At 63.0% G+C, this 17488-nt stretch carries 13 protein-coding genes; 6 read left to right on the forward strand and 7 right to left on the reverse strand.

Going from position 1 to position 17488, the window contains the following annotated elements:
• Nucleotides 1-19: 19 nt before the first annotated feature.
• Both L0U82_RS22260 and L0U82_RS22265 read right to left on the reverse strand, forming a co-directional pair.
• Entirely contained in the window at nt 20-352 is a 333-nt protein-coding gene (locus L0U82_RS22260; RefSeq protein ID WP_233837448.1) for a hypothetical protein, read from the reverse strand.
• 206 nt (nt 353-558) lie between these two features.
• Nucleotides 559-2451, reverse strand: a complete 1893-nt coding sequence (locus tag L0U82_RS22265) for a bifunctional sugar phosphate isomerase/epimerase/4-hydroxyphenylpyruvate dioxygenase family protein (RefSeq protein WP_233834536.1) — start codon at nt 2449-2451, stop codon at nt 559-561.
• Between the two features lie 311 nt (nt 2452-2762).
• On the opposite strand from L0U82_RS22265, the gene aroQ reads away from it, so the two are divergent.
• From aroQ to L0U82_RS22285, 4 genes are all read left to right on the forward strand, one after another.
• The gene (gene aroQ / locus L0U82_RS22270; protein WP_233834538.1) at nt 2763-3218 is read left to right on the forward strand and encodes a type II 3-dehydroquinate dehydratase; all 456 of its coding nucleotides are present in this window, start codon (nt 2763-2765) and stop codon (nt 3216-3218) included.
• A complete protein-coding gene (locus tag L0U82_RS22275; RefSeq protein WP_233834540.1) occupies nt 3215-4141 on the forward strand; it encodes a shikimate dehydrogenase in 927 nt (308 codons plus the stop codon). Before aroQ ends, L0U82_RS22275 begins: the two co-directional genes overlap by 4 nt.
• A gap of 50 nt (nt 4142-4191) precedes the next feature.
• The gene (locus tag L0U82_RS22280) at nt 4192-5559 is read left to right on the forward strand and encodes an MFS transporter (protein WP_233834542.1); all 1368 of its coding nucleotides are present in this window, start codon (nt 4192-4194) and stop codon (nt 5557-5559) included.
• Between the two features lie 386 nt (nt 5560-5945).
• The gene (locus L0U82_RS22285) at nt 5946-7571 is read left to right on the forward strand and encodes a glycoside hydrolase family 28 protein (protein ID WP_233834544.1); all 1626 of its coding nucleotides are present in this window, start codon (nt 5946-5948) and stop codon (nt 7569-7571) included.
• A gap of 65 nt (nt 7572-7636) precedes the next feature.
• Here the strand turns inward: L0U82_RS22285 and L0U82_RS22290 are convergent, their stop codons facing one another.
• The 4 genes from L0U82_RS22290 to L0U82_RS22305 all read right to left on the reverse strand — a co-directional run bounded on the left by L0U82_RS22290 (nt 7637) and on the right by L0U82_RS22305 (nt 11521).
• Complete coding sequence (locus L0U82_RS22290; protein ID WP_233834546.1) at nt 7637-8257, reverse strand: hypothetical protein; 621 nt, start codon at nt 8255-8257, stop codon at nt 7637-7639.
• Nucleotides 8258-8333: 76 nt separating this feature from the next.
• A complete protein-coding gene (locus tag L0U82_RS22295) occupies nt 8334-9074 on the reverse strand; it encodes a TetR/AcrR family transcriptional regulator (RefSeq protein ID WP_233834548.1) in 741 nt (246 codons plus the stop codon).
• A 119-nt stretch (nt 9075-9193) separates the two neighbouring features.
• Nucleotides 9194-10483, reverse strand: coding sequence for an NAD(P)/FAD-dependent oxidoreductase (locus L0U82_RS22300; protein WP_233834550.1), 1290 nt, complete (start codon nt 10481-10483; stop codon nt 9194-9196).
• A 96-nt stretch (nt 10484-10579) separates the two neighbouring features.
• A complete protein-coding gene (locus L0U82_RS22305) occupies nt 10580-11521 on the reverse strand; it encodes a dihydrodipicolinate synthase family protein (RefSeq protein WP_233834552.1) in 942 nt (313 codons plus the stop codon).
• A gap of 180 nt (nt 11522-11701) precedes the next feature.
• On the opposite strand from L0U82_RS22305, the gene L0U82_RS22310 reads away from it, so the two are divergent.
• Together L0U82_RS22310 and L0U82_RS22315 are read left to right on the forward strand one after the other, a co-directional pair.
• Nucleotides 11702-12739, forward strand: coding sequence for a LysR family transcriptional regulator (locus L0U82_RS22310; protein ID WP_233834554.1), 1038 nt, complete (start codon nt 11702-11704; stop codon nt 12737-12739).
• A 249-nt stretch (nt 12740-12988) separates the two neighbouring features.
• Entirely contained in the window at nt 12989-16099 is a 3111-nt protein-coding gene (locus L0U82_RS22315; RefSeq protein ID WP_233834556.1) for a transglycosylase domain-containing protein, read from the forward strand.
• 120 nt (nt 16100-16219) lie between these two features.
• Here the strand turns inward: L0U82_RS22315 and L0U82_RS22320 are convergent, their stop codons facing one another.
• Nucleotides 16220-17476, reverse strand: a complete 1257-nt coding sequence (locus L0U82_RS22320; protein ID WP_233834558.1) for an ROK family transcriptional regulator — start codon at nt 17474-17476, stop codon at nt 16220-16222.
• Nucleotides 17477-17488 lie beyond the last annotated feature (12 nt).

Here is a 17488-nt window from a genome sequence, read left to right on the forward strand (position 1 = left end):
CTTTTTCGCGCCAAAAACCTTACGGGGCGCAGGTTTTCCCGGCCGATTCGATCCACAGATTGTTGACGTGCCGCTTGCCCGCATAGAAACGGTAAGTTGTCGCGCCGTTGTCGCTGCGAATCTTGACGATATTCGAGTCGCCGAAATCGAGCATCTGACCCTGTGGGATTGCCGTCGACTTGAAGGCGGCGTCGTGCTGGTTGGCCATCTGCGTCATGCATGCGATGACGTCGTTGACGGAGCGTTGCGTCGTGGTGTCGGCGACGGGCTGGCCGGCATCCGGATTTTTCTGGAAATAGGCGCAAGCGCTCAACAGCAGCGGAACGGACAGGACTACGGCGAACTTCTTCATATCTCTCCTGGCGTTGATTCGGCGATTCGGCTGATGGTCCGCCACTTCGCGCGGCGCGTGACGCGCAGGCGCGCGGCTGGACCGCGAAACAGGCGCCATTATATCGAGACAGCGAACCTGTCCCGGCTGGCGACGCAGGCGGCGTGCCCGGGCCTGGGGCCGCCCGGCGCATAAGCACAAGCACGAACCGCCAACGACACGCCCGCTTACTTCCGCCGCTGCGCCTGCGCCGCCAGCCGCACCGCCGCATTGGCCGCGCCGTAACCGTCATAGCCGCCGCGCCGCTCGACGATCTCCAGGAAGAAGCGCTGATCGAGCTGTTCCGTATAGGCGTGGAAGAATTCGCCGCCACGTTCGTCGCGGTCGTAAAGGATATTGTTCGCGCGCATCGCTTCGAGCAGCGCGTCGGACAGCGCGTAGCGGGCGGCCAGGTCATCGTAGTAATTGCGCGGAATGCGCAGCACCGGCACGCCGTCCGCGACGAACTCGGGGATCGCGCTGAAGATGTCGCCGGTGCTGAACGCGACGTGGTTCAGGCCGGAGCCGTGATACGTGTGCAGCGCTTCGGCCACCGCCGTATGGCGATCCACCGACGCATTGAGCGCGATCCGCACCGAGCCGTCCTGGCTGCGCAGCGCGCGGCTGCGCACGAGCCCGTACGGATCGGGCACGAGCACGCCCGGCTCGGCCTGGAAGCCGAACGCGGTGCGCAGAAACAGCACCCACGTATCGAGCGAATTCGCCGGCACCGACAGGCACACGTGGTCGATGCGCGCGAGCGGCCCGACCTCGGTCGGGCCGTTGATATCGGTCAGCACGAAGTCGGCTTCGAACAGCGTCGGCTGATCCGGGGTTTCGTCGACGAAATAATTGAGGCTGCTGTCGGGCGCCTGCACGGCCGGCAGCACACGCTCGTTCGGACCGATCTGGCCGGAGAACGGCGCGTAGCCGAAGCCGGCGGCGCGCTCGAACGCCTGGCTGGCGTCGTCGACGCGAAACGCCGACGCGCACAGCGACAAGCCATGCTGCTGGAAAAAAGCATTCGCGAACGAGTCGGGCTCGGCATTCAGCACGATCGATGCCGCGCCGTGCTGGTACAGCGTGACGTCTTTCGAACGATGCTGGCCGGCCTGGCGAAAGCGCAGCCGGCCGAGCCAGTCGGCGAGTTGCGCGCGCGTGGTGTGATCGACCGCGAATTCGAGGAACTGATAGCCGACGTGGGCCGGCGCGGCGGGCGAACGGTACAGATCGGCCGCCGTCTGCTTCGGCTGTTGCTGCGCTTCGAGCAGCGCGCGGGTTTGCTCTTCGAGAAACAGCAGCGAGCGATGGCCGTCGGCGGCAGTGATCGTCGTCGGCGCGGCGCGAAAGCCGTCGTTGAAAATTTCCAGCGACAGCGGGCCCTTATAGCCGGCTTTCACCACTTGCGCGGTGAAATTCGCGAGATCGAAGTCGCCCTGGCCCGGGAAGCAGCGGTAGTGGCGGCTCCATTCGAGCACGTCCATGGCCAGCTTCGGCGCGTCCGCGATCTGCACGAAGGCGATGCGCTCGCCCGGAATATCGGCGATCGCGTCGGGCGTGTCGTTCAGCGACAGCGTATGAAAACTGTCGAGCACGAGCCCGAGGCTCGGATGATTGACCGCGTCGACGAGCTTCCACGCGTGCCGATAGGTCTTCACATGCTTGCCCCACGCGAGCGCCTCGTAACCGGCGATCACACCGGCCGATTCGGCCGCGCGGGCCAGCGCGCCCAACTGGTCGATCATCAGCGCGTCGTCGCAGATCGTATCCGGCGACACGTTGCTGCAGACGAGGATGCGGTCGGTGCCGAGTTCATGCATCACGTCGAACTTGCGCTTCGCACGGTCGAGATTGCGTTCGAGCCGCTCCGGACTCACGCCGTCGAAGTCGCGAAACGGCTGGAACAGCATGATCTTCAGCCCGAGATCGTCGGCGATACGGCGCACGTCGGCGGGCGAGCCGTCGAAATACAGCAGGTCGTTCTCGAAGATCTCGACCCCCTCGAAGCCCGCCGCGCGGATCGCGCTCAGCTTCTCGACGAGGGTGCCGCTAATCGACACGGTGGCAATCGAACGTTGCATGAACGGCTCCTGCGAAAACAGTCGGACGACGGGGGAAAACGTGGGCGGCGAAGTGCTCCGAAGCACCCTTCGGCGCACGTGCTGCAACGCGAAAATTGGGCCACTTCGTTATGCGCTCGAGCAGGACGCAGGCCAGAATCTCCCACACTAACCGCTAGTTTCGACAGTCTATACAAACTAACTAGATGGTACAAATTCGTAGAAACCCCGAATGACGACGAGGGCGGATGCGCGCACACTTCGCTACGCGTCGAAAAACCGCCGCGGGTGCCGCGGTTTGCCGCACGTCTTATCCAGCAGGAGTCGTTGTCATGAGCTTTGCCTCCGTACTGGTCCTGAACGGACCGAACCTCAATCTGCTCGGCACGCGCGAGCCGGCCATCTACGGCGCGGAAACGCTCGACGATGTCGCAAAGCTGTGTTGCGACGCGGGAGAACGTCTCGGTCTCGCGGTCGACTTCTGCCAGTCGAACGCCGAGCATCAGCTGATCGACTGGTTGCACGCGGCGCGTACCAAGGTCGACGGTATCGTGATCAACCCGGCCGCGTACACGCATACGTCGGTGGCGATCGCCGACGCGCTGTCCGCGATCGAAAAGCCCGTTATCGAGGTGCATATCTCGAACGTGCATCGCCGCGAGGCATTCCGGCATCACTCGTACGTATCGGCGGTGGCGGACGCGATCATCGTCGGGTGCGGCACCCAGGGTTACGTGCTCGCGCTGGAACGGATGGCGACGATTCTTAAGAATAGGGCGGCGAAATGAACACTCAAGAAAACACCCGGACCGGCGCGCAGATCGCCGCGCTGGCCAATGCACAAGCGAATTCGCGGGCCACGCCGCGCTCGTATCTGGTCGGACTGATCGGCTCGGGTATCGGCGGCTCGCTGAGCCCCGCGATGCATGAGGAAGAAGGCTGCAAGCTCGGCTTGCACTACGTCTACCGGCGCATCGATCTCGAAGCGCTGCAACTGGACGTTGCCGCGCTGCCGGAGTTGCTGAGCGCGGCCGAACGGATGGGCTTCAATGGCCTGAACATCACCTATCCGTGCAAGCAGGCGGTCATTCCGCTGCTCGACGAACTGTCCGACGACGCCCGTGCGCTCGGCGCGGTCAATACGGTGCTGTTCAAGGACGGCAAGCGTATCGGCCACAACACCGACTGGTCCGGTTTCGCGCGCGCATTCCAGCGCGGCTTGCCGGACGTGTCGCTCGAACGCGTCGTGCAGCTCGGCGCGGGCGGCGCGGGCGCCGCGGTCGCGCATGCGGCGTTGAACATGGGCACGCAGGCGCTGACGCTGTTCGACGTCGATGCCGCGCGCGCACAGTCGCTTGCCGACGAATTGCAGAAGCGTTTCCCCGCGGCCAAAGTCAGCGCGGGCAGCTCGCTCGAACAGTCGCTGGCGGCCGCGCAAGGCTTGATCCACGCGACGCCGACCGGCATGGCGAAGCTGCCGGGCCTGCCGCTGCCGGTCGAATTGCTGCATCGCGATCTGTGGGTGGCCGACATCGTCTATTTTCCGATCCGTACCGCGCTGCTGCAGGCAGCCGAGGCGCTGGGCTGCCGCACGCTGAGCGGCGGCGGCATGGCCGTCTATCAGGCGGTCGACGCGATGCGCATCTTCACCGGGCTCGAGCCGGACGCCGAGCGCGTGTACACCCACTTTCAATCGCTGTTGCAACGCTAACCGGCCGCGTAAAGACCGGCACACAAGCCGACTGAGGAGACCCGCACGATATGTCCCAACCGATTCAATCCAGCTCCGCGGGCGCGCCCGCGCAAAACGGCAGCGCGGTGAGCGCCGCGCGCCGCTCGAACGCCCGTTACAAGATTCTCGCGCTGCTCGCGGTCGGCACGATGATCAACTATCTGGACCGCACGGTGCTCGGCATCGCCGCGCCGCAACTGACGAAAGAACTCGGCATCAACGCGGCGCTGATGGGCCTGCTGTTTTCCGTGTTTTCGTGGAGCTACGTGGCCGCGCAAATTCCGGGCGGTCTGTTTCTCGACCGCTTCGGCAGCAAGGTCACCTACTTTCTGTCGATGACGTTCTGGTCGCTGTGCACGCTTGCGCAAGGACTCGTGAGCGGCATCGGCGGGCTGTTCGCGTTCCGGCTTGGCCTCGGCGTATCGGAAGCGCCGTGCTTCCCGACCAATAGCCGCGTGGTCGCCACATGGTTCCCGCAAAGCGAGCGCGCGATGGCGACGGGCACGTATACCGTCGGCGAATACATCGGACTCGCGTTTTTCAGCCCGTTCCTGTTCATGCTGATGGGCGCGTTCGGCTGGCGCTCGCTGTTTCTCGTGGTCGGCGGCGTGGGTATCGTGTTCGGCGTGGTGTGGTGGCTGCTGTATCGCGAGCCGCGCGATCATCCGTCGGCGAATCAGGAAGAACTCGACTATATCGAGGCCGGCGGCGGTCTCACGCAGCGTAACAAGGATGCCGCGCGTGCCGATGCCGCAGCCGCGAAGAAGGGCGGCTTCGAATGGCGCACGATCGGCCAGCTGCTGAAGCATCGTCAACTGACCGGCATCTGTCTCGGCCAGTTCGCGGGCAATTCGACGCTGGTGTTCTTTCTGACGTGGTTCCCGACCTATCTCGCCACCGAGCGTCATATGGCATGGCTGAAGATCGGCTTCTTCGCGATCATGCCGTTCATTGCGGCGTCGATCGGCGTGATGTTCGGCGGCGTGTTTTCCGACTGGCTGCTGCGTCGCGGCAAGTCGCCGAACGTGGCGCGCAAGCTGCCGATCATCGCCGGTTTGCTGCTCGCGTCGACGATCATTCTCGCGAACTATGTCGACAGCAATGTGGTGGTGATCGCGATTCTGTCGGTGGCGTTCTTCGCGCAGGGCATGGCTGCGCTCGGCTGGACGCTCGTGTCGGATATCGCGCCGGAAGGGTTGCTCGGCGTGACCGGCGGGATCTTCAACTTTGCCGCGAATCTGGCGGGTATCGTGACGCCGCTCGTGGTCGGGCTGATCGTTGCGGCCACAGGTTCGTTCGTCGGCGCGCTCGTGTTTATCGGCGTGATCGCGTTGATCGGGGCGCTGTCGTATATCTTCGTGGTCGGCGATATCAAGCGGATCGAGTTGGCGCATTAACAGGCTTGCCGGGCCGTCGCATCGAGTTGATGGCCCGTTTCGTTTCTGGATCCCCGGTTGTTGCCGCGCGAGCGGTGGTAGCCGGGGATTTTGCGTTTGGAAGTTCGGGTAAATCTTGCCAGGACTAATGTTATAGGATGTCTTATAAGAAAACGACAATCCGTAAAGATTGCCGCTCCGTTCATCGAACTTACATTGCTCGGTGTGCCTGTTGATTTGACATTTTTGTCAAAATTGACTGAATTGACGAGATAAATCACGACATCCAGACAGGAAAATTATTACAACGTCAGGTAAGGGTAAACGATCTTGTATGACATCCCATCAATGAACAGAATGCCTACAACATAATTTTGAGACGGCAACTTCGAACCATAGGAGGGGATATGAAGACAGGATTGTTGGCGATTGCACTTGCATGTATGACGTTGGCCGGCTGTGGCGGAAGCGGATTGGGCGACGGCAATTCGGGCACCTCGGCGAATTCGGCGCCATCCACGCCGGACACGCCGGCGTCTTCGCCGAGCGTCAGCAAGACGTTCAATGTGGCCGACTTCGGCGCGAAGGGCGACGGCACGACGGACGACACCGCGGCGATTCAGAAAGCACTGAATGCGGCGAGCGCGGCGAAGGGCACGGTCACCTTTGCCCAGGGCACGTACATGACGGGCGCGCTATTCATCGGTTCGAACACGACCGTGCAGATCGACGAAGGCGTGACGCTGAAGGCCATCCAGGCGCAGACGTGGTGGAACATCGAAACGACCGTCGCGTCGGGCGCGACCAACGGCTTGTATCCCGATGGTCTCGCGCTCTATCCGCAGGTCCCGACCCGCGTGCAGGGCATCGAAATGAACTGGGCTTCGGCGATCATCAATGTTCGCGATGCCGATAACGTGACGATCACCGGCAAGGGCGTGATCGACGGCAACGGGCAATCGTGGTGGTCGCACTATTACGCCGACGGCACGTCGTTTCACTCGACGCTCGGCGTGACCTGGGCGCTGAACTGGGATGAGCAGCGCCCGCGCGGTATCGAAACGTATAAGTCGACCAACGTCACGATCAAGGACGTGACGGTGCAGAACTCACCGTTCTGGACCGTTCACCTGTGCTATTCGGATCAGGTGCATCTGGACGGCGTGAAGGTCTACAACTTTCCGAATGCGACCACTGGCATCATGCCGAGCACCGACGGTATCGATATGGATTCGTCGACGAATGTGCTGGTGGAGAACGCGGACATCGTCGCCAACGACGACGGCTTCGTGATCAAGTCGGGGCGTGATGGAGACGGATTGCGCGTGAACAAGCCGACGGCGAATGTGGTGATCCGCAATTCGGTGGTGCGGGCCGGCGCGACCGCGTTTACGATCGGCAGCGAAACCTCCGGCGGTGCGAACAATATCGAAGTATCGAACATCCAGGTCACGCCGCTGACCGGGCAGATCAACAGCAATGTCGGCTACAAGGCGGGCGGTCCGGCCGTCTATAGCGTGTTCGTATTCAAGTCCGCGCCGACGCGCGGCGGCACGATGGAAAACGTCTATATCCACGACATCAACGTCGACGACGCGTACTACTTCATGCAGGGTAACGAGAACTGGCCGGCTGGCGGCACGGTTCCGGCCACATTCGGTTCGACGTACCTGGAGCCGGGCTACTGGCCGGCGATTCTGGCGATGCCCGCGAACCCGTCGGACGGCTATCCGATTTTCCGCAACTTCAAGTTCGAGAACATCAACATGAAGCACGTCGAGAGCGCGGTGTTCGGCGTAGCGGGCTACACGATTGCGGGCGAAGCGGAAAAAGGCCGGTTCACGAACTTCACGTTCAACAACGTGAACATCACGGCGGTGAAATCGTCGGGCACGTCGGTGGGCGCGGGTACGATCGCCAATGCTGGAGACTGGACGTTCACCAACAGCACGATCAAGGATGCCGGCGGCGCGAATCTCGTGCCAAAGCTGGCGGCCACCGCGACCAACGTCACCGGCTTACCGGGCCAGTAAGCGGGGCAATAAGCGAGGCGGTGAGAAGGGCGGTCGCGGTTGCTCGAAATGCAAGCCGCGATCGCCTAGATACTGAACGCGTAGTTAAACGCAATCACGACGAACGCTCCGAGAACGATCGCCGTCAGCCGGACGAGCATCATGATTCTCGCGTCACCGAAGTAGAGGCCTTGCCATGTGCCTTCGACGGGACGCGTCTTCGAGAAGTACAGCGCCGACGGCCCGTGTCCGCCGTTCGCGACGACAAGATAGGGTGACGAACAGATCTTCAGAACCTGTACAGGCCAGAGCAGCGTCGTTTTGAAAAGATGCCAGCCGGTCTTCACGAAGAACTTCATACGGCTATTGCCGTAGTTGTGCAGGATGATCCACGGATGCCGGTAATTGAACTGCGCCTGCCTCAACAGTACCCGCAGAAAGACAAAAGCAAGCAGCGAGTAAAAAATCAGCAGATCTTTGCCCCACGGCGGCAATCGATAAGGCAGCCAGAAAAGCAGAACGTCGACGCAGGTATGAAAGACGACCTGATAGGTCTTCAGTATGTTCGCCAGCAGCGCGCTCAGCGGCAGCCGGCGCAGATCCACGATCAGACGGACGACGGACAGGATCGACATCACGAGCGTGATCTTGGCCGTCGTGCCTTTGACGGAAAACTCGTACGACTTGCGGAGATCGTTCGAATTCATTGTCGAGTTGGTTGCGCAGAAAAAAACGGGACATGGTTTTCACCACATCCCGTTTCGATTTCAGGCTTACGTACCTTCAATTTTCCTTTTTCACGAATCGCAGGATCGCATCGACGATCATCGCCCGATGCCGTGCCCGCAAACGCGGATGCGACGGATCACGGCCGAATGCGGTACCGAACGTATGCCGGTTGCCGACGCGGTGAAAGCACAATGAACTGATCATCAGATGCAGATCGATCGGATCGATATCGTCGCGGAACTGGCCGGACGCGATGCCGCGCGCGAGCAGATCTTCGATCGTATGAATGACGGTGACGTTACGGCCTTTGAACGTCTTGACCTGCTCGACGTATTTCGCGCCGTGAATATTTTCGATCGTCACGAGGCGCACGAAATCGCGCTGGCGGTCGTGGTAGTCGAACGTGAATTCGACCAGTGCTCGCATGCCTTCGAGCGGATCGAGTTCGCTGATATGCAGGTCCTGTTCGAGCGCGCGGATGTCTCCATACACCTTTTCCAACACCGCCTGGTACAACCCCTCCTTGCTGCCGAAGTAGTAGTACAGCATGCGCTTGGTGGTGTTCGTGCGTTCCGCGATCGCGTCGACGCGCGCGCCCGTCAGTCCCATCGCGGAGAACTCCTGGGTCGCGACGTCGAGGATGTTGCGCTTCGTCTGTTCGGGATCGTACTTGCGTCGGGCGTCGGGGCGCCGGGCGTTGGCACGAGGGGTATCGGCGCGCCTCGCGTCTGCGCCCGGCGTAGCGGACGCGATGCCGGTGGTATCAGGCTCGGCGGCCTTGCTTCCCTTTTTCATTGTGGATTCGAGCGGCGGTGACCGCGCATTCTAGCATGGCGAAATCGGCCTCTGGCGCGGGTCTCGGGCATCGGCGGCGGGTATCTCGATGAGGTCTTGGGCGGCCCTTCAGTCAACTTTCAGACAGCCGGTCGCGTGGGCCGGCGGCGCGCGGCGAAGGCGTCGCGTGTCTGCATTGCCGTGTAGGTGAGCTGCGCTGCGGCGAGCCCAAGTGCGCCGTACGCGCGCGTCAGACCGAACTTCGCGAATGCGTCGGGCACCGGACGTTCGCCGGCAATCGCCGCGGCCAGCAGTTCGCCGGATACCGTGGTCGGCGCCATCCCATGCCCGCCGAAGGCGACCGCGTACCAGACGCCGTCCGCGCTGCGGCCGATCTGCGGCATCTTGTGCCGCGCATAGCTCATCAGGCCGCCCCACGCATGCTCGATGCGCACGTCGTGCAACTGCGGATAGACCTTTAGCAGATCCTGCCGCAGCAGCCGGGCAATCGCGTCGGGCTCGCGGTCGCGCACCGAGATGCGGCCGCCCCACAGGATGCGCGTGTCGGGCAGCGGCCGGTAGTAGTCGAATGCGAAGCGCGTGTCGTAGATCGCCGCGCGCGTGCCGATCGCTTCTTGCAGACGCGCGCCGAGCGGTTCGGTCGCCATCACGTAGGTGGCGATCGGCAAGACCGCGCGCTCGACGCGCGCATAGACGTTGCGTGCGTAGCCGCCACCCGCCATCACGACGTGGCGCGCGTCGAGCGCGCCCTGCGGCGTTTGCACGACGAAGCCTGCGCCGTCGCGCTGCAAGCTCACGACCGGCGAGCGTTCGTGAATAGTCACACCCGCGTGCGCTGCTGCCGCGGCGACGCCGAGCACGTATTTGAGCGGATGAAAGTGGAACGCATTGCGCTCGAACAGGCCGCCGTGATAGCGGTCGGTTTTCAGTTGCGACGCGAGTTCGCTGGCGGAAATCGGCTCCCATTCGACGCCGAACGAATCGTGCATCAGGCGACGCTGGGTTTCGAGCCGCGCGGGTTCGTCGAACCAGTTCGCGAGAATCACACCGGCGTCGGTCGCATCGCAATCGATCCGGTAGCGCGCGATGCGCTTGCGCATCAGATCGACCGCGTCGGTGGTCAGCGCATACAGTTCGCGCGCGCGGACCGGGCCAAGCGTTTTCAGCAGATCCGCGCAATCGAGGCTGTAGCCGCCGAACACGAATCCGCCGTTGCGCCCCGACGCGCCGAAACCGACCTGCTGCGCTTCGAGCACGACGACGTCTTCGACGCCACGCTCGGCGAGTCCCAACGCGGTGGAAAGTCCCGCGAGTCCGCCGCCGATGATGCAGACATGGGCGGAGCGCCGGCCATTGAGCGGCGCATAGTCGTGGGAGCGGGTAACAGTGGCTTCGTAGAAACTTTGCATGAGGGCTAGGTTAGCGGCAATCGCGTGCCGCCGTCCAGCGCCGCGCGGACCGCACCCGCGCGGCGCGGTCCGCATGCATCTACATCACGATGCGCGTCAGTGACCCCAGCGCAGCACCAGCGGATCGAGCCGCCGCGCGATTTTCAGCAGCCCTTCGCGCGTCGCCGGATGCATTGGCGGCAGCGGGTGACGTACCGCATCCGAGCGGATCACGCCGCCTTCCTTCATCAGCGCCTTGCACGACGCGAGTCCGCCCTGGCGGTTTTCGTAGTTGATCAGCGGCAGCCAGCGCTGATAATGCGCGGCGGCCGCTTCGGTATCGCCGGCCGCGTACGCGTCGATGATCAGCCGGATACCGTCCGCATAGCCACCGCCGGTCATCGAACCGGTTGCACCCGCATCGAGATCGGCCATCAGCGTGATCGCTTCTTCGCCGTCCCACGGTCCCACCACCGCGTCGCCGCCGAGTTCGATCAGCTCGCGCAGCTTGTTGGCGGCCTGCGGCGTTTCGATCTTGAAGTACGACACGTTTTCGATTTCGCGCGCCATGCGGGCGAGAAACGGCGCGGACAACGCGGTGCCGCTGACCGGCGCATCCTGGATCATGATCGGAATCCGGATCGCGTCGGACACCGTGCGATAGAACTCGTCGATGCCGCGCTCGCCGATGCGGATCGTCGCGCCGTGATACGGCGGCATCACCATCACCATCGCGGCGCCCGCGTCCTGCGCGGCGCGGCTGCGCTCGGCGCACTGGTACGAGCTGAAATGCGTGGTCGTGACGATCACCGGCACGCGTCCCGCGACGTGTTCGAGCGCGAGATGCATCACCGTGTTGCGCTCGTCGTCGGACAGCGCGAACTGCTCGGAGAAATTGGCGAGAATGCACAGCCCGTTCGAGCCGGCGTCGATCATGAAATCGATGCAGCGCTTCTGGCCTTCGGGGTCGAGCCGGCCGGTGTCATCGAAGATCGTCGGCACGACGGGGAAGACGCCGCGCAGGGCGGCTTGTGCTGCGGAGTGGGTCGGCTGGCTCATGGCGTTGTCGGAGTCCGTGCTGGGGTTCGAGATCGGTGCGCGCCCGCAACGGGCAGCGCAATCGCGGGTCTGTGCCGCTGACTATACGGCGCCGCGCGTCGCAGGTATATTGAATTGTTTCCATAAGGTGATCGCTTTTGCGACTCACCTGCTAACTCGCCTATCTCACGCTCACGCCCGATGAAAGATACGCTCAACGTGCTGCTGTCGAAGTTGCGGATGAAACAACTGCATCTGCTGATCGCGCTCGACGATCATAAGTCCTTGCACAAAGCCGCCGGCGTGATGTCGATGACGCAATCGGCGGCGAGCAAGGCATTGCAGGAACTCGAATCGATGTTCGACGCGCCGCTTTTCGAGCGCTCGAAAAGCGGCATGATCCCGAATCAACTGGGCCACTGCGTGATCCGCTACGCGCGTGTCGTGGCGAGCGACCTTACCGCGCTGTGCCAGGACGTCGCCGAAATACGCTCGGGGCGCGGCGGCCGGCTCGCGGTCGGCGCGATCATGGGCGCGATTCCCGACTGCGTGGTGCCCGCGCTGAACGCGTTGCATGCTGCGCAGCCGGATCTGTCGATCGAAGTGATGGAAGACACCAGCGCGCGGATGCTCGCGCAGCTCGACGATGGCCGGCTCGATCTCGTTGTGGGTCGCGCGGCCGTTGCCGCCGATCCGTCGAAGTACCAGTATCGGCCACTCGGTGACGAGCCGTTATCGGTGGTGGTCGGCTATCACCACGCGCCGCTGCCGCGCAGGAACATGACGTTGCGCGATCTCGCCGGGCATCGCTGGGTGATGTATCCGTCTCATATGCCGTTGCATGCGCTGCTCGAACGGGAGATGGATCTTGCCGGCCTCGATATGCCCGACAATCCGATTTCGACCGCTTCCACGTTCGTGACGGTTGCGCTGCTGCAAAGCAGCGCCGAGCTGGTGTCGCTATTGCCGAGCGCGATTGCCGGACCATTCGTGCGGCACAAGATGCTGCGCATCGTGCCGGTCACTCTGAAATCGCCGTCGCAGACTTTCGGCATCGTCACGCGCAAGGGCGGTGTGCTGTCGCCGCCGGCCGAACGCTTCATCGCGCTGTTGCGTGCGCAAACACAGGCGAAGGTGCGCGTCGGCGTGAAGCCTCAAGCGAAGGAACAAACTAAGGACCAAGCAAAGCCGCGGCAACGAGCGGTGCATCCAGGCAAAGCATCCGTAAAGTCGCTGTAAGACCTGCAAAAACAGCGTAGACGCTAGCCTGAAAACAGAAAAACCGCCCGAAGGGCGGTTTTTTTATGGCACGAAAGACGTTCAATATCTCACGCCGCTTCGCGTTTTGTCATCTGCCGCCGGCGGGTGTTGTAGCCGCGACACTGTCGGGTAAACACGAGCCGATGGCGGTTTCTCGTTCCGCGCTACACTGCTCCGAATGATGTGAGCCGGGCCCCGCCGCCTGGCGATCGCTCGGGGAGAGCAGCCATGAATCGGCCACCGCTTCGGTTTCCGCTTCGCGCGACCGGCACAGTGCCGGTGCGGAATTGGCGTTGGCTCAAATGGGGGCTCGCGGCGGCCTTCCTCGTTGCGATAGTACTGATTGCGCGCGTCGCGCAGACCGAAATCGAAACCTCGCGGCTACAAGCGCATTACCTTTCCGAACTGACCCGCGACATCGCTTTTTCCGTCGATGAAGGTCCCAGCCATTCGATCCGTTTCCCGCAAACCGACAAAGGTCCGTACGACACGCGCCTCGGTTACGCATTGCTACCGCAGATCCAGCAGCGCCTGTTGCAACGTGGCTTCGAAATCAGCTCGCAGGCGCGCGATTCCGAGCGGATGTTGTCGCTCGCCGACGAGGGTCTTTTCCTGCCCTACGAAGAGAAAGACACCGCCGGTCTGCAACTGTTCGACGGCACCGGCGCACCGCTTTTCAGCGCGCAGTTTCCGGGGCGCGTCTATGAAAACTTCGACGCGATTCCACCGCTCGTCGTGAATTCGCTGCTGTTTATCGAAGACCGCTATCTGCTCGACCCGAATCAGCCGAACCGTAATCCGGCGATCGACTGGGGGCGCTTCAGCCGCGCGCTGGTCGATCAGGGCGCGCGTCTCGTCAACCATCATCAGCAAACGCCGGGCGGCAGCACGCTCGCAACGCAGATCGAAAAGTTTCGTCATTCGGCTGGCGGTCGCACGGCGACGCCGCCGGAAAAGCTGCGGCAAATCGCGTCCGCTTCGGTGAGGGCCTATCTGAACGGCCCGCAGACGATGCCCGCGCGGCAGCAGATCGTCGTTCATTACCTGAACTCGGTGCCGCTTGCCGCGCAGCCAGGTATTGGCGAAATCAACGGTATCGGTGACGGCCTCGCCGCCTGGTATGGGCGCGATTTCCGCGAAACCAACCGCCTGTTGAAAGCGCCGTCCACCGACGCGAATCTGCCGGGGCGAGGGCTCGCGTTTCGCGAAGTGCTATCGCTGATGATCGCGCAGCGCGCGCCGTCGTTTTTCCTGCAGCGCGGCTATCCCGAACTCGAACGGCTGACCGACAGCTATCTGCGGCTGCTCGCGAGCGGCGGCGTGATCTCGGCGCCGTTACGCGATGCGGCGCTGGCCGCGCACGTCGAACTGCATCGCACGTCGGCGCATGTACCCGATACCAGTTCGTTCGTGTCGCGCAAGGCGGTGACGTCGATGCGTTCGCACCTGCTCGCGGCGCTCGGCCTGCGCAGCTTCTACGAACTCGATCGGCTCGACGCACAGGCGCAAGGTACGCTGAACAATGACGTGCAGCAGGCGGTCGCCGAACGGCTCGCTGCCGCCGCGACGCGTGATGGCGCGAAGGCCGCGGGCCTCGTCGGTTTCGAAATGCTGCGCGCGTCCGATGACCCGTCGCATATCGCGTACAGCTTTACGCTGTTCGAGCGGCACGGCGATGCGAATCTCGTTCGCGTGCAAACCGATAGCGTGAATCAGCCGTTCGATATCAATTCCGGCGCGCGCCTGAACCTCGGCTCGACCGCAAAACTGCGTACGGTGGTCACCTATTTGCAGATCGTCACCGATCTGCATGCGCGCTATGGCTCGCTAAGCGATGCCGAGCTGAAGGCGGTCAACCCCGATCCGAACGATCGGCTCACGCGTTGGGCCATCGACTATCTGCTGCACACGCGTGACCATTCATTGCAGCCGATGCTCGACGCGGCCGTCGAACGCAAATACTCGGCTAGCCCCGGCGAAACCTTCTATACCGGCGGCGGCGCGCAAACCTTCACGAACTTCGAGTCCGACGACAACAGCCGCATCCTGACCGTGCATCGCGCGTTCCAGCATTCGGTGAACCTGGTATTCGTGCGACTGATGCGCGACATCGTCCACTATGAGATGGTGCAAACCACGGGACCGTCGTCGCAATGGCTCGGCGATCCGGCGGTCCGCAAGATGTACCTGACGCGTTTCGCCGATCAGGAAAGCCGCGTGTATATGAAACGCTTCTACACGAAGTATCACGGCAAGACGCCCGACCAGGCGCTCACGCTGTTGCTGCTCGGCGTGCGCAAATCGCCGCCGAAAGTGGCGACCGTATTGCGCAGCGTCGCGCCCGACGAATCGGACGCATGGTTCAACCAGATGATGCGCGCGGCGTTGAAGAACACGCCGGCCGCTTCGATGCTCGATGACGAAGATCTCGCGAATCTGTACACGAAGTACGGTATCGACCGTTTCAATCTGAACGACCGCGGCTATATTTCGAGCGTGCATCCGCTCGAACTGTGGACGCTCAACTATCTGCGCGCGCATCCGGACGCGACGCTTGCGCAGATCGAAAGCGCGAGCCAGGACGTGCGTCTGTCGACCTACTCGTGGCTATTCAAGACGCGCTACCACGCGACTCAAGATCGCCGCATCAAGCGCATGGTCGAACTGCGCGCGTACGACGCGATCGGCAAATCGTGGCAGGCGCTCGGCTATCCGTTTGCGAACCTCACGCCATCGTATGCGGCGGCGATTGGCGCATCGGGCGACCGGCCCGCGGCGCTCGCGCAACTGATCGGCGTGATCGCGAACGACGGCAAGAAAGTGCCGACCGAAACGTTGACGCAAATCGATTTCGCGAAAGACACGCCTTACGAAACGCATTTCCGGCGCGTGTCGGTTGCGCCGCAGCAGCAGGTGTCGCCGGAGATCGCCAGCGAAGTCCGGATGCTGTTGCGCGACGTCGTGACGGGCGGCACCGCGCGGCGTCTCGCGCAAGGCATGACGTTCCCCGACGGCAAGACGCTCGACGTGTACGGCAAGACCGGCACCGGCGACCAGCGCCTGAACGTGTATGCGAAGGGCGCGCGGCTGATCGAGTCGCGCAAGGTGAATCGCAGCGCGACTTTCGTGTTTGCGCTCGGCGATCGTTTCTACGGCACGCTGACCGCGTGGGTCCACGAACCGTATGCAGCACGTTATGACTTTACGAGTGCGCTGGCCGTGCAGTTGCTGAAGTCGATGGCGCCGGCGTTGCAGCCGTTGCTCGATGTTCCTGCTAATAAAGCTGCCCCGGTGCGGGCTGAAGCGAAGCCGGCCGACACGAAAGTCGTCGGGAAGTGAACGGTGTTGTTATCGAGTCTTGCAAGAGAAAAAGAAGGGGAGCGCGGGAACGTTAGAACCTGAGAGACGCGCGGTGATTGACGCGTGACACAAAAAAACGCTCGCGCTTACCCCTCGTCATTACCCCTCCTCATAACTCGCATCCGACGCCGCCGGCTTCAGAAACAGCTCATGCACCGGCGCGAAATGCGCATAGAGCGGCAGAATCGCACCGCCCATCGCACGCGCATCGGCGCCGATCGCGCCTTCGAGCAGTTGCGGCCGCACCATTCCCTCCCATTCGAAGCGATCGAGCACGCGCTCGGTGCGGCGAATGATTTCGCGCAGCAGTTGCCGGTCGAGTTCGCCGTCGACTACGACGGCTTCGAGATCGAGCAACGCCGCTGCATTGGTCAGCGCGTTCGCGATCGCGGGACAGGCGCTATCGAGCCACTGCTCGGTATATCGCCACAATTCGGGCGACAGCGCGCGATGATCGTGCGCGGCGGCGGCCGGTGCGCCGGCGTCGCTAAACAGCTTTTCGAGCACGAAGCCGGAGGCCGCATGCAGCAATTGCCGCGCGGGCTTGCGCGCGCTGCCTTCGCGCAGCGGAATCGAACCGACCGCGCCGGCGTTGTCGTGCGGGCCGCCATGCAGGTGCCCGTCGATCACCAGACCGCCGCCGATAAACGTGCCGACGAACAAATACAGAAAGTTGTGAATGCCACGACCCTGGCCCATCACGAGTTCGGCGGCGCAGGCTGCCGTGGTGTCTTTCGCGAATTCAACGGGCAGCCCCGTCATCGTCGCGATGCGCGCGCGCAGATCGATGTCGTGCCATGCGTCGAGTGCATCGGGCGGCGCGCCGAGAAAATCGCGCCAGCCGCCGAGCCAGAGCGGCGCCGCGACGCCGACGCCGACCACCTTGCCGGCTTTCGCACCGAGCGTCTGATGGACGCGCGCGAGTTTGCTTTCGAGCGCGGGAAACAGCGCGCGCGGATCGGGGTACGCATACTCGAACACGTCGCGGCTCACGACATGGCCGGCAAAATCCATCGCCAGCACATCGAGGCTGCGGCGTCCGACCTTGATACCGATCGTGTATGCGCCGTCCGCGCGCAACGCGATCGGCACCGACGGCTGACCGATCCGGCCACGCACACGCGCCTGCTTTTCCAGCAGACCGTCGTCGATCAAACGGTCGACGATCATCGACACCGTCTGCATCGAAAGACGCGTGAGACGGCCCACGTCGGCTTTCGGCAGCGGTCCATGCAGGCGGATCGTTTGCAGCACGATGCGCTCGTTGAACTGCCGCATGCCGACCTGATTCGAGCCGACCGTGCGTTTGGCGGGCGAACGGGCTTTGCTACCGGTGTTGGCGCTGGTGGTATCCATCGTCGTATGGGC

Origin of the sequence: Paraburkholderia sp. ZP32-5 (genome assembly GCF_021390495.1) — a bacterium.
Classification (GTDB): Bacteria; Pseudomonadota; Gammaproteobacteria; order Burkholderiales; family Burkholderiaceae; genus Paraburkholderia.